Here is a 12680-nt window from a genome sequence, read left to right as displayed (position 1 = left end):
AAAATATCTCCCCGGACTTAAAGAAAAATGAATTATGAACACGGATTTTATTATTCATCACTGGCTGGTTGATTCCGCGTCCGGTTCGCTTATACATCAGCAAACCGGCGAGCAGCGGCGGCTCGGCGAGTTCCAGTTTAAGCTGTTACAGGTGCTGATTGAGCATGTCGGGCAACCGCTCTCGCGCGATGAGCTGACCAGCCTGGTGTGGGAACGCCGGGTCATCGGTAATAACAGCCTGCCGAATGCGATTCACGCACTGCGCGTGGCGCTGGACGATAACGGCAAAGAGCAGCGTATCATCCGCACGCTGCCCCGTAAGGGCTATATCCTTGATGCCGACTTTTGCCATTCAGGCCCGTCAGCAGAAGCGATCACCCCCAGCACCAGCACCCGCGCCGATGCGCTGCCGGTGGATGAAGAGCCTGCGCCGTCAGAGGCCGCGGCCCCCGCCGTGCTGCCAGAGCCCGCCGGCACGCCTCCCCGCCCCAGCCGTTTCTGGCGACGGCTGGTGGCGTGCCAGTGCATGGTGTTGCTGGTGGTGGCCGGCTGGCTGTTCGGCAGACAGATCGCCACCGAGGGGTCTGAAATGACGGAAGTCAGTGCAGGGGTCTACAGCAATATTCGCCTGGTCGAGCTGTATCGCGGCTGGGAGGTCTTCTCTGCAGCGGAAGATTTAAGCAGCCAGCTGGGGCCGGTATTGTTCACCCTTAACCAGCAGCTGGCGAGCAGTAAAATGACGATGGACGTTTACTTCTATGCCTATGGCTCATCACTCAATTACACCCTGTCGCTGAAAAATGCCTGCGGTGCGAAACAGCTGGCGATGAATATCAGTAACTGGCGCACGGATGAAGTACAGCTGAACACACTGATTTCCCGTGAAACACAGAGAAAAATCAATGAAATGGCCAATTGCGCTCGTTAGTTTACTGCTGATTACAGTGCTGCTTTTAGCCGCCGGGCTGATTCACCGGCCCTCCGATAAGGGTGGTGCGCTACTTTTTGACACCTTCACCGGGGAAGATCTACAGCTGGGCTATTACGATCTGCTGGCCAGCCAGCGGGAAATTTACGACACCCACTTCGATCGGCGCGACAACAGCCTGGTGCTCACCCTGACCAGCCCCAATGACAACCGGTTTATGGCGAAAGTCAGCCTTGAACAACCCCAGGCCGATGGTGAAGGCGTCACCTGGCGCTATCGCCCGATCCACTATGCGGACAGCGGCAACGCCAGAATGATCAAAAATATTTTGGGTAACGCGGAGCAGAACGGCGTGCGCTTTGATGCGGTACATTTTGGCAAAGACCTGCTGGCCATTACGCCGTCAGGGCAAATTTTACTGGTCAACTGATACGTCAGGCTGACGGGGCAGCGCTGCCCCGCCAGCGTTAGCGATCGGCAAAACGCGCCCGCCACGCCTTCAGCGTTTCAGGCAGCGCCTGCTTATCCTGCGCGGTGGTGGCATAATGGACGCTGACCCCCTGTTTTCCGCCCGGTTCCACGCGCATCGCCCAGATGTTGCCGTCAGGCGTGTACATCACTATCGCCGCCCGCCGGTTGGCCATCCCTTCGTACCACATCGTGACCACGGTGGCCCCGAGGTTATCCTGGTCATCACCGTAAACAAAGCGGGTGGCCGTGGCCAGATAGTGCGCATAATCACTGCCCACCAGCTGACGGAAGCGCTCATCGGTGGCTTTATCCGGCAAGATACCGAGGCTCTGTAACGTTGCTTGCGGCCGCGGATCGGCCTGCGCTTTCATATAGATGCCGTCGAAGGCCATGATGCCGGGCAGCAGCACATCACACTTTCCGTGCTGATCGCTGCTCACCTTTAACCGGCCATCCGGCAGGGGGATCAGGATCAGGCCACAGTCACCTCCCCAGACAGGGTTATAACTCAGCGCCAGGCTGCCATAAAAATCGAGACTGCTGGTGAAGTCATAACGATGACTGCCGCCCCAGGCTTCAACGTCCATGCGGTACTGCCATTTTGCCGGATGCTTGATATTAATCCGCCCGCCGTTGCCCGCCGTAGCGCTGGTGTTCCACCACTGGCCTTCCCAGTCGAAGGTTTGTGGGCTCTGATGCAGCTGGCTTATCCCGGTCAGGTAGACTCCCCGCAGGCAGGCAGCACTTCGGCAGGCATCACGCGTTGCCGCCCACGCCGTGACCCGTTGCGTGACACCGGGGGGATCCCGCAGCACTTCATCATTAAATGCGTTGCTGAATACGCGATCCAGCCAGCTTAGCTCCGGCACATCGCAGACGGTATTTTCCATCAGGCTGGCCGCTCGTCCGCAGTCCAGCGCCTGCACCGGCAGCCCCGATCCGAGTAACAGGCTGCCTGCCAGCAGGGGGAGAAATCTCAACATCATGTATGCTCACGCCTCCATTATCCCGAACCACGCCGCGGTGCACGCCGCGGTGCTGCGGGGCAGCCAAGTTTACACGCCGGGCACTTTTACAGCTACTCTTTCACCCGTTCACCAAACTGTTATAGCCTGATAAACGTGAACTGTGTCTGCTGTTACCGGCAAAAATAGCGTTTACTATCACTCTGTCCGCATTCCATAACAGAGGTAATCCATGGAAGAAGTCAAAAAAATTCTGCTGCGCGAGATTGATAGCCTGAATCGCGCCGAGCAACGCGATAACAAACCGCGCTTCAGCTTCAGCTTTTTGAAAAAACACCCGGGCCTGTGGGCATCGATGTACGGTTGCTACATTCTGACCGTCGCGCTGATCTTTACCACCGACTTTCTCGGCTGGCCGGCCTTCTGGGGCGCGACGCTGTTTATCGTACTGATGAGCGGCCTGATGCTGCTGGACGTGACGCCGAAATACCGCTTCGAGGATATCGACAACGTCAGCGATATTCGCGTCTGCTATTACGGCGAGTGGTACTACATTCGCACCCTGTCGCCGCAGGCGATCAGCGATATTCTTAACAACGACAAGGTGCCGGACGAGATCAAACAGGGCGTGGATAAACTGCTGACCAAAAAGGGCGAAGTCGACTTTTACGACGTGTTCCGCCTGACCTGGGGCCAGAAGAGCGCCGCCGCGGTCTAACCCCCTGCCCGCGTGCCGGGCGGTAACGCCGCCGGCCCGGCGATCAGTTCGACGATCAGCCGGCCCAGCGTCGCGACCGCCGCATCGTGTGGCTCCTGCCACCAGGCGGTGTTAAAGCGGAAGTAGTTCGCGTACTGCTCGCTGGATGAGAACATCTTACCCGGCGCAATGCTGATGTTCTGCTCTAACGCCCGGTAGTACAGCTGGGTGGTATTCACCCCGCCCGGCAGCTCAATCCATAAGAAGTAGCCCCCCCGCGACTCATTGATGCGCGCGCCGTCGGGCAGATGGCGCTTCAGCGACAGCAGCGCCAGATTTTTACGCTGTTCCAGTACCTGCCGCAGGCGGCGCAGATGCAGATCGTAGCTGCGGGTGCCGAGGTAGGTGGCCAGCGCCTGCTGCATCGGGGCGCTGGTTGACAGCGTACTCATCAGCTGCAGCCGCTGGATGCGCTGGGCATGTTTTCCGGCGGCCACCCAGCCGACGCGAAAGCCGGCCACCAGGTTTTTCGAAAACGACGAGCAGTGCAGCACGTTGTCATCGCGGTCGAAGGCTTTGGCCGGCAGCGGCTTCTCCGCGCCGAAATAGAGCTCGCTGTAGACGTCATCCTCAATCAGCGCCACGTTATGCTGCGCCAGCAGCGCCACCAGCTGCTGCTTGCGGGCTTTGCTCAGGGTGCAGCCAACCGGGTTCTGCTGATTGCTCATCATCCACAACGCCTTGATCGGCCAGCGCTGCAGCGCGCGGCTCAGTTCGTCGAGATCGATGCCGTTCTGCGGGTCGGTGGCGATCGCCACGCTCTTCAGCTTCAGCCGCTCGATTGCCTGCAGCGCGCCATAAAAGGACGGGTTTTCAATTGCCACCCAGTCACCCGGCTCGGTCAGCGCCTGCAGGCTAAGGTTCAGCGCTTCCATCGCTCCGTTGGTGATGACAATTTCGTCCGGCGTCACCTGCACCCCCTGTAGCGCATAGCGCTGCGCCAGCGTTTTGCGCAGCGCCTCGTTGCCGGGTGGCAGATTGTGCAGCGCGTCCACCGCCTTCATGCTGTGCGAAACGGTGGTCAGCGCGCGCATCAGCTGGCGCTGCGGAAACAGCTCGGGGTCAGGGAAGGCGGAGCCAAAGGGGATGATGTGCGGATCGCGGCTGGCCTGTAATACATCGAAAATAAAGGCGTTGATATCCACCGACTCCGCCAGCTGCAGCTTCTGATGGCTGACCGGCTGGCTGAGGAATGCGGCGCGCGGCGCCACGTAGTAGCCGGACTGCGGGCGTGACTGGATCCAGCCCTGGCTCTCCAGCACCTGGTAGGCGTGCATCACCGTCATCAGGCTCACGCCGCTCAGGCCCACCTGCTCGCGCAGCGAGGGCAGTTTTTCCCCCGGCAGCCAGATTTCGCTCTCAATTTGCTGGCGAATCTGCGCCACCAGCTGCTCATATTTTGCCACGACTGTTACAGGCCAGATGCAGGAATTGGAGAACTATTATAGGTTGCAGCGCGTTGACAGTAAATCAACCCGTGCAGGCGGGAACGTTCCCGCAGGCCGCAGCCAGACGCGGCACCTGTGGGAAGCACCGGTCAGCGTGCGCCCTGCCGGCTGGCGGCCAGCCCACCGGCGGCGTTATTCGCCGCAGGGCTGGCGTCTTTACTGACATAATCCGCCAGTTCCGGTACCCGATCGGCCGGGATCGGCCGCCCGAGCAGGTAACCCTGCAGGGTGTTACAGCCGAGGCTGGTGAGGAAATCCTGCTGTTCCGCCGTCTCCACCCCTTCCGCCACCACCTTCAGGTTGAGGGTTTGTGCTAAGGCAACGATGGCGGTGACGATGGTGGCATCTTCCGTCTGCGCCTGTAGCTCGCGGACAAACGCGCGGTCGATTTTCAGCTCGCTTGCCGGCAGTCGCTTCAGGTACAGCAGGCTGGAGTAGCCGGTGCCAAAGTCGTCAATTGACGCTTTTACCCCCAGCCCGGTCAGCCGGGTGAGGATGCGCACGCTTTCGTCCGGATCGCGCATCGCGGTGGTTTCTGTGACCTCCAGCGTCAGCAGTTCCGCCGGGATCTGGTGTTTCTGCAGCGCCGCCACCACCGTCTCCACCAGCCCGCTCTGCTCGAACTGCAGCGCCGACAGGTTGACCGCCACCGACCACTGGGTATTGCCCTGCAGATGCCACTCGCGCAGCTGACGGCAGGCTTCATCAATCACCCAGTTGCCGATGCTGATAATCAGGCCGGTTTTCTCCGCCAGCGGCAGGAACACGTCAGGCGTCAACAGGCCGCGTTGCGGATGCTGCCAGCGCAGCAGCGCCTCAAAGCCGATCACCGGCCCGCTGGGCGCACAGAACTTCGGCTGGTAGAACAGGCGCAGCTCGCGGTGTTCCTGTGCCAGCCACAGATCGTTAATCAGCTGCAGCTGGCTCTGGGCAATGGTATTCATCGACGGCTGGAAGAAGGTATAACCGTTACGGCCGTTATTCTTGGTGTGGTACATGGCGGCATCGGCGTTAAACATCAGCTCGCGCTCATCGGCTCCGTCCCCCGGGAACACCGCGATACCGATGCTGAGCGACACCACCAGCTCATAGCGGGAGATATCAAACGGCGCTTCCACCGCCTTGACCAGCGCATCGGCAACCGTGGCCGCATCGTTCGGATCGTCGATTTCGATCAGCAGCACAAACTCATCGCCGCCGAGCCGCGCCAGCGTATGGTGGCCGTCCATCTTTTCTTTCATCCGTTCGCTGACGGCGATCAGCAGGCTGTCACCTATATGGTGGCCAAAGGCGTCATTGACCGCCTTGAAACCGTCAAGATCCATAAACATCAGCGCGAACTTAGAGTCTTCCCGCGTGGCTTTATTCAGCGCCTGGTCCAGCCGGTCTTCCAGCAGAATACGGTTCGGCAGCCGGGTCAGGTTATCGTGCAGCGCCAGCTGGGCCAGCTCACGGTTGGCTTCGGCCAGCGATGAGGCCAGCACTGAGGTACGCGCCTGCATCCGCGCGTCGAGCATCGATACCAGCAGGGTGATCCCCAGCACCGCCAGCGTGACCACGATCACCAGGATCGCCAGCCAGCTGCTGTTGACCCCCAGATGGGCCGTGTGGCTCTCCATCGGGAAACTGGCGGCGGCCATGCCGGTGTAGTGCATACCGGCGATCGCCAGGCCCATCACCACCGCCGCGCCGCCGCGCTTCAGCGTCAGGTAGCCCATTTTCAGCCGCAGGTGAAAGGCCAGCCACAGCGCGGCACCAGAGGCACCAAAGGCAATCATTACCGACACGGCCACCCAGCCCCAGTGCCAGACAATACCCGGTTCGACCATCAGCGCGGCCATGCCGGTGTAGTGCATCGCCACCACGCCGCTGCCCATAATCACCGCGCCACCGGCCAGCCGGTACCACGGCAGCTCACCATAACAGACCACCCACAGGGCAAACATCGATGCTGCTACGGCGATCAGCATCGACACGCCGGTCAACAGGGCGTTATAGCTCATCTCCACCGGCAGGCTCATCGCCAGCATGCCGATAAAGTGCATTGCCCAGATGCCGATGCCCATCGCAAAACCGCCGCCCACCAGCCAGACGTTTGCCACTTTCCCGGTCGACGTCGCGACCCGGCCAGCCATATCCAGCGCGGTATACGAGGCCAGAATAGCGACAATAAAAGAAACAGTAACCAGTAGCTGGTCGTAGGAACTCATGAGCATGTGAAAATCCTGGAAGCAGAAGCCATTTCCTGACTCAGTATAAATTAATTTTGCTAATGTAATTCTTCAGAGCGGTTCACCGGGTCATTTGGCGTCGGCCGGCAGGCCGGTGAATCCTTAGTGGCGAATAGCACCAAAGAAGGTCATGAGGGGCCAGACTAAAACCCGATAATTCATCATGTTTATTAAAAGAGTTTTTTCGTCGGGGAACCTTATCACCCCCCCTCTCAATAGCCTAGACCGGTATCAGATAAATCTTGATTTTTTTTTACCAGGCAACACAACACCGAAGCTTTCTTTATATTTTAAAGCGTTAACACTTAAATAAATTTTTGAGAATCTTCTTCACACCCGCTTACAGACTGTTCTATAGTTAAGTCAAATTGCGCTAACTTGTTAATTCAAGTAGTAGAAATTATTGACCTGATTCACACACTGAGTGACAGGCATTCATCTATTTTTATTGCCACGTTAAGCCCGGCTTACGTGAAAATTCATCAGGCGAAAAAGCACTTTAATCACTCTAATCATTAAGGAATGGTTATGAAAAATAAGCTTTTTCTGCTGGGCTGCGCACTTGGGCTCGGCATGGCCTCTTCGGGCTTTGCTGCCACCTCCAACGGGATTATTAACGTCACCCTGACGCTGACCAACGGTTGTCTGGTCAACGGCTCACCGACGCCGACCAGCGGTAATATCAACTTAGGTGCCCTGAGCTTCGGCACCAGCACCACCATCTTTACCGACCTGAACGCGGTGCTGATCGGCAGTGCGGGTAACGGTATCTACGTGCGTTGTACCACCGGCGCCACGCCGACGGTACAGGTGACCGGCAGCGCCAATGCCGCGCCGACCGACGTTGCCAATATCTTTGGCTTTGTCAGCACCGCGCCGCGCTATCTGAAGACGGCGACCGATGCCACCCGCGCCGTGGCCTACACGCTCTATCCGTCTGAAGCATCAACCACGCCGATCGCTAACGGCGTTAACCTGACCGCGTCAGGTACCGCCAGCCCAACGCTGGGAGCCAACTATCCGATCTACGGTCGTATTACCCAGGGGGGCAATAACCCGCTGATCCCGGCCGGCGACTACCTCGACACCATTACCGTCGCGATTAACTACTGATCGAGCGTTGGAAAATCAGGGTGCCGTCAGAACGGGGGCGCGGGTTAAGGCGCTGTCGTGCAGGGCTGTTGCTGCCGCTGCTGCTGTTTTGCCATCGCAACGCGGCGATGCCCGCCGCGGCACCGATGGCGGTCAGCGCCACCATCAGCAACGGCTGCGTCATATCAGGCACCAACCTCGGGGTGATGGGGGCGCTGGATTTTGGCAGCCGCGCCGGGGTTGGCACGGCGACGCTCACCGCCAGCTTTGTCAAAAACGCCACCCTGACGCTGGCCTGTACGCCGGGAACTAACCTGTTGATGAGCATTAACGGCGGCAGCAATTTCGGCACCAGCCGCAACCTGAAGGTGGCGAATAACACCGATTTGGTGGCTTACACCCTTTACAGCGATGCCGGAATGACCACCGCCATTCCGGTGAATCAGAACGTCACGATACCCACGCTGACCAATGCCAATAATATTACGCTACCTGTCTACGGCCGGTTGTCACTGAGCGGGGTTTACCGCGCAGGTACCTACAGCGATACGTTAACGGTAACGCTGACCTGGTAGTGCAATGGACGCAATTAAAAGGATGACTATGACCGCTTCTTTCGCCAGGAAATTTGTCTTTGTCGTGCTCAGTCTGATTTCATGGCACGTCGCTGCCGGGAACTCGGTGCTGATTTCTCCGATCGATCCGAAAATCGGCAGCGACGATAACGCTGCCGAACTGTGGATTGAAAACCGCGGCAGCGATACCACGCTGATGCAGGTGCGCGTGTTCCTCTGGCAGCAGGCCGGCGGCCGCGAGCAGTTTCAGACCCAGCAGCAGGTGATGGCCAGCCCGCCGATGGTGCGGATTGAACCCGGCAAAAAACAGCTGATCCGGCTGGTGCGTCAGGTGATGCCCGCTGCCGGTAAAGAGCAGGCTTATCGCATCCTGCTGGATGAGATCCCCACGCCGAAACAGCCGGGCCAGCAGGGCAGCGGGCTGAACTTCCAGATGCGATATTCGGTGCCGCTGTTTGTCTACGGCCCCGGCCTCAGCGCGGCCAGTGCTAAGCCTCAGCTGAGCTGGCGGCTGCTTAATCAGAACGGCAAAAACGCGCTGGAGATCAGCAACGCCGGCAGCGGCCACGCCCGTCTTAGCGACGTGACGATCGGCGGCCGTAAGGTGTCGGAAGGGCTGCTTGGCTATGTGCTGGCGGGCAGCAGCAACACCTTCCCGGTCGGCGTTCCTGCCTCCGCCAGCGGCGAGCTGAATGCCAGCCTCGGCAATAATAAAAACTGGCGTAGCGGCGCTTCACGCTAGCCGATGGTCATCTGTCGATCGGCTTTACACCGCTGCGGCCTGGCGCTGTCCGGGCTGCTGAGCTGCCTGCCCTCGTGGCCGGCCGGCGCGGAGACCTTCGACGGTTTACCCCCGCCGCCAGCGATGGGGGCGACTCAGCAACAGAATTATATGCTGGGCCTGTCGGTGAACGGCCGCGACGGCAGCGACCTGGTGCCGGTCGAATTTCGCGACCAGCACTACCTGCTGCGCGCAGAGGATTTGCAAAAAGCCGGTATTCCCGCAGCTAAGCTCGGCAGTGGTCTGGTGGATGTCTCGGCGCTGGACGGGGTAAAAGCCAGCTACGACGCGGCCAGCCAGCGTATTCTGCTGACCGTTCCGGCGGCGTGGCTGCCGCAGCAGACCCTCGGCGAGCCGCTCAGCAACGGCCCACGCTTTGCTGCGCGCAGCAGCGTCGGCGCGCTGTTTAACTACGATATTTACACCCGGCAGAGCAGCGGCGGCGGCACCCAGCTGTCGGCGTGGAACGAGTTACGCCTGTTCGGCGGCTACGGCCAGTTTTCCACTAACGGCAGCCTGCAGCAGCGCCTGAGCGGAGCGGAGGGCTACAGCGACAACGGCTATATTCGCTACGACAGCTGGTGGGCTAACCAGAATGAAGATGACGTGCTCAGCGTGCGCGTCGGTGACCTGTATACCGATGCCCTCGGGTGGAGCAACAGCGTGCGGCTGGGCGGCATCCAGATCGGCCGTGACTTCTCGGTGCGCCCGGACCTGATCACCTACCCGCTGCCGTCGTTTTCCGGCCAGGCGGCGCTGCCCTCCACCGTCGATCTGTTTGTGAACGGCTATAAGGCCAGCAGCAGTAACGTGCAGCCCGGCCCCTTCTCACTGACCAATATGCCGTTTGTTAATGGCGCAGGTAACGCGGTGGTGGTCACCACCGATGCGCTGGGCCGCCAGGTCACCACCACCCTGCCGTTCTACGTCACCGGTAACCTGCTGAAAAGCGGCCTCAGCGACTTCTCGTTTGCCGCCGGCGCGCTGCGTGAAAACTACGGCCTGCAGAGCTTTGACTACGGCCCGGCGGCCAGCAGCGGCTCCTTTCGCTACGGCGTGACCGACTGGCTGACGCTGGAGAGCCATGCGGAAGGGGCAGAGTCGCTGGCGCTGGCCGGCAGCGGTGTGCAGGTGCGCGTTGGATCGCTGGGGGTAGTGAACGGTTCGATGAGCGGCAGCCGGCTGCAGGGCGAAGGTGGCCGGCAGTACAGCTGGGGCTGGCAGTACACGGCCAACCGCTTCAATCTCAGCACCCAGCATACGCTGCGCGACGCCGGTTATGGCGATCTGGGCGTGTTCGCCGACCGCTACGATCGTGACCTTTCTCCACAGCCGGTCAGCGACGGGCAGCCCGTGCCAGCGACCTATTTTTCCAGCATGAGCCGCCGCATCGGCCAGTACAACGCCAGCGCCACGCTGGATCGCTATGGCAACCTCGGTGCGGCGCTGATCGACATTACCAGCGGCCAGGGCGACCGTACCCGGCTGCTGAACCTGTCGTGGAGCAAAAGTTTATGGGGCAACAGCAATCTGTACCTCTCCGCCAGCCGCGATATGCAGGCCGGGGACTGGTCGGGCATGCTGTCGCTGTCGGTGCCGTTCAGCGACCTGCTCAGCGGCAGCATCAGCGTGGAGCGCAATCAGCAGGGCGATACCGCCCAGCGCTTTTACGTGTCACGTGCGATGCCGACCGACGGCGGTTTTGCCGCCGATGCCGCCTGGGCCAGGCAGGGCAGCAGCAGCGGCGGTGACTATCGCCAGGCGACGCTGCGCTGGCGCACTCAGCAGATTGATACCGCCGCGGGCTACTACGGCACGCAACAGAACAGCACAAGCTTTGCCCAGCTCAGCGGCTCGCTGGTGCTGATGGACGGCGAGGTGCTGCCCGCCAACCAGGTCAACGACGCCTTTGTGGTGGTGAAGACCGGTTATCCCGGCGTTAAGGTGCAGTATGAAAATCAGCTGATGGGGAAAACCAACCGCAACGGCTACCTGCTGGTGCCGCGCGTCAACGCTTACTACCCGGCGAAATACTCTATCGACAGCATCGATCTGCCGGCCGATATGACCGCCAGCGATGTGGAACAACGCTTCCCGGTTAAACGGCAGAGTGGCTATCTGCTGAACATGGCGGTGGAGCCGCTGCGCGCCGCCAGCGTGATCCTGCATGACGGCGCGGGCCAGCCGCTGCCGGTGGGCTCAATAGTCAGCCGCCCGGGGCTGGCCACCGAATACGTCGGCTGGGACGGCATCGTATGGATGGAGAAACTCTCCGAACAGAACCCGATTCGCGTGGATACGCCGGATGGCCGCAGCTGCAGCACGCAGCTGGCGGTGCCTGAAGGCCGTCCGCACTCACTGACCACCTACGGCCCGCTGAAGTGCGCACTGACACCACTGCCCGCCCCGTCATCTGCAGGAAACCCACCATGAAAAAGTTACTGTCGATCGTTACCTTCCTGCTGCTGGCGGGCGCTGCACCGGCGATGGCCGTCTGTACGGTGCCCAGCCCGGTGACCGCCAGTTTTGGCACTGCCACCTCGTTTGCCGCCAACACCACGTCCAGTTCCGTCAACTCGACCATCAACGTTAACTGTGGCCCCGGTGCGATCCTCGCGCTGCTATCGGCAGATACGATAACCCTGAGGGGGACCGCCACCACCTTCAGCTCCCCTCCCTATCCCGCAATGGGGCTGGGCAGCGATGTGATCCCGTTTCGCATCTGTTTTGATACCGGCTGCGCCAATGAACTGCTGACCACCGGCAACACCTATACCATCGACAGCAGCAAGCTGCTGGGGCTTAACCTCGGCGGCAGCACCCAGGTCAACTTTGGTATTCCGATTTATCTTTATACCCGCACCGGCGCGGTGGTGGCGGCGGGCACCTATACTACCGACGTGTCGATCCTGGTGACCTGGAACGTCTGTACCGGTATCGGTCTGCTCGGAGCCTGCCTGCTCGGCTCGCAGAATACCGGCTCCACGACGATGACCCTGCGGGTCAGCATGATCGTCACCAACGACTGTACTACCCTGACCACGCAGCCGATCGCCTTCGGTTCCGCGCCGCTGGTCAGCCAGTTCACCACCTTCAGCGGCAATATTACCGTGGTCTGCACTAAGGGCAGTACCTATACCGTCGGCATTACCAACGGTCAGCACGCCACGGGAACCCAGCGCTATATGATCAGCGGCAGTACCCTGCTGGCCTATCAGATCTACAAGGGCACCGGCACCACCTACTGGGGACCAACCGGTACCGACCGCCAGTCCAGCAGCGCAGTGACGGCCAATGCGGACTTCATCACCCGGGTGTTCCCGTTTAACGCCCGCATCCTGACCACACAAAATACGCCGGTGGCGGGCTCCTACACCGATACGGTGTCGGTAGACGTGTCGTTCTGATCGATGAGTAACGGTTAATCACGGC

Annotated in this window: 11 protein-coding genes; 8 read left to right on the top strand and 3 right to left on the bottom strand. The window is 60.3% G+C overall.

Annotation, left to right across the window (positions count from 1 at the left end):
* The first annotated feature begins 34 nt into the window (after window positions 1–34).
* Together ASF13_RS01105 and ASF13_RS01100 are read left to right on the top strand one after the other, a co-directional pair.
* Window positions 35–928, top strand: a complete 894-nt coding sequence (locus ASF13_RS01105) for a transcriptional regulator (protein WP_056231519.1) — start codon at window positions 35–37, stop codon at window positions 926–928.
* A gap of 16 nt (window positions 929–944) precedes the next feature.
* On the top strand, window positions 945–1358 hold the full coding sequence (locus tag ASF13_RS01100) for a hypothetical protein (RefSeq protein ID WP_146005481.1): 414 nt from the start codon (window positions 945–947) through the stop codon (window positions 1356–1358).
* Window positions 1359–1395: 37 nt separating this feature from the next.
* Here the strand turns inward: ASF13_RS01100 and ASF13_RS01095 are convergent, their stop codons facing one another.
* A complete protein-coding gene (locus ASF13_RS01095) occupies window positions 1396–2385 on the bottom strand; it encodes a hypothetical protein (protein ID WP_056231514.1) in 990 nt (329 codons plus the stop codon).
* Between the two features lie 211 nt (window positions 2386–2596).
* Between ASF13_RS01095 and ASF13_RS01090 the strand changes: the two genes are divergently transcribed.
* Entirely contained in the window at window positions 2597–3082 is a 486-nt protein-coding gene (locus ASF13_RS01090; RefSeq protein ID WP_056231511.1) for a YlaC family protein, read from the top strand.
* Here ASF13_RS01090 and ASF13_RS01085 read toward each other — a convergent pair.
* Both ASF13_RS01085 and ASF13_RS01080 read right to left on the bottom strand, forming a co-directional pair.
* The gene (locus ASF13_RS01085) at window positions 3079–4527 is read right to left on the bottom strand and encodes a PLP-dependent aminotransferase family protein (RefSeq protein WP_056231508.1); all 1449 of its coding nucleotides are present in this window, start codon (window positions 4525–4527) and stop codon (window positions 3079–3081) included. The genes ASF13_RS01090 and ASF13_RS01085 overlap by 4 nt on opposite strands.
* A 131-nt stretch (window positions 4528–4658) precedes the next feature.
* Window positions 4659–6785, bottom strand: coding sequence for a bifunctional diguanylate cyclase/phosphodiesterase (locus tag ASF13_RS01080; RefSeq protein WP_056231505.1), 2127 nt, complete (start codon window positions 6783–6785; stop codon window positions 4659–4661).
* A 543-nt stretch (window positions 6786–7328) separates the two neighbouring features.
* Here ASF13_RS01080 and ASF13_RS01075 point away from each other — a divergent pair.
* From ASF13_RS01075 to ASF13_RS01055, 5 genes are all read left to right on the top strand, one after another.
* Window positions 7329–7913 carry a spore coat protein U domain-containing protein gene (locus ASF13_RS01075; RefSeq protein ID WP_056231502.1) on the top strand — a complete coding sequence of 195 codons (585 nt, stop codon included), beginning with the start codon at window positions 7329–7331 and terminating at the stop codon, window positions 7911–7913.
* Between the two features lie 107 nt (window positions 7914–8020).
* Window positions 8021–8467, top strand: a complete 447-nt coding sequence (locus ASF13_RS01070) for a spore coat U domain-containing protein (RefSeq protein WP_082502263.1) — start codon at window positions 8021–8023, stop codon at window positions 8465–8467.
* A 28-nt stretch (window positions 8468–8495) separates the two neighbouring features.
* The gene (locus ASF13_RS01065; protein ID WP_233208974.1) at window positions 8496–9209 is read left to right on the top strand and encodes a molecular chaperone; all 714 of its coding nucleotides are present in this window, start codon (window positions 8496–8498) and stop codon (window positions 9207–9209) included.
* A 3-nt stretch (window positions 9210–9212) separates the two neighbouring features.
* Window positions 9213–11681, top strand: a complete 2469-nt coding sequence (locus ASF13_RS01060; RefSeq protein WP_056231493.1) for a fimbria/pilus outer membrane usher protein — start codon at window positions 9213–9215, stop codon at window positions 11679–11681.
* Entirely contained in the window at window positions 11678–12655 is a 978-nt protein-coding gene (locus ASF13_RS01055; protein WP_056231491.1) for a spore coat U domain-containing protein, read from the top strand. Before ASF13_RS01060 ends, ASF13_RS01055 begins: the two co-directional genes overlap by 4 nt.
* Window positions 12656–12680: the final 25 nt, after the last annotated feature.

The organism is Erwinia sp. Leaf53 (assembly GCF_001422605.1).
Lineage (GTDB): Bacteria > Pseudomonadota > Gammaproteobacteria > Enterobacterales > Enterobacteriaceae > Erwinia.
The sequence above is the reverse complement of the archived record's forward strand: the minus strand, read 5'-3'. Positions and strand labels throughout refer to the sequence as shown.

Bases quoted from the DNA above. Each gene is read 5' to 3' on its own strand.
- ASF13_RS01105 (WP_056231519.1), top strand. From the start codon at position 35: ATGAACACGGATTTTATTATTCATCACTGGCTGGTTGATTCCGCGTCC.
- ASF13_RS01095 (WP_056231514.1), bottom strand. From the start codon at position 2,385: ATGATGTTGAGATTTCTCCCCCTGCTGGCAGGCAGCCTGTTACTCGGA.
- ASF13_RS01090 (WP_056231511.1), top strand. From the start codon at position 2,597: ATGGAAGAAGTCAAAAAAATTCTGCTGCGCGAGATTGATAGCCTGAAT.
- ASF13_RS01080 (WP_056231505.1), bottom strand. From the start codon at position 6,785: ATGCTCATGAGTTCCTACGACCAGCTACTGGTTACTGTTTCTTTTATT.
- ASF13_RS01075 (WP_056231502.1), top strand. From the start codon at position 7,329: ATGAAAAATAAGCTTTTTCTGCTGGGCTGCGCACTTGGGCTCGGCATG.
- ASF13_RS01070 (WP_082502263.1), top strand. From the start codon at position 8,021: ATGCCCGCCGCGGCACCGATGGCGGTCAGCGCCACCATCAGCAACGGC.
- ASF13_RS01065 (WP_233208974.1), top strand. From the start codon at position 8,496: ATGACCGCTTCTTTCGCCAGGAAATTTGTCTTTGTCGTGCTCAGTCTG.
- ASF13_RS01060 (WP_056231493.1), top strand. From the start codon at position 9,213: ATGGTCATCTGTCGATCGGCTTTACACCGCTGCGGCCTGGCGCTGTCC.
- ASF13_RS01055 (WP_056231491.1), top strand. From the start codon at position 11,678: ATGAAAAAGTTACTGTCGATCGTTACCTTCCTGCTGCTGGCGGGCGCT.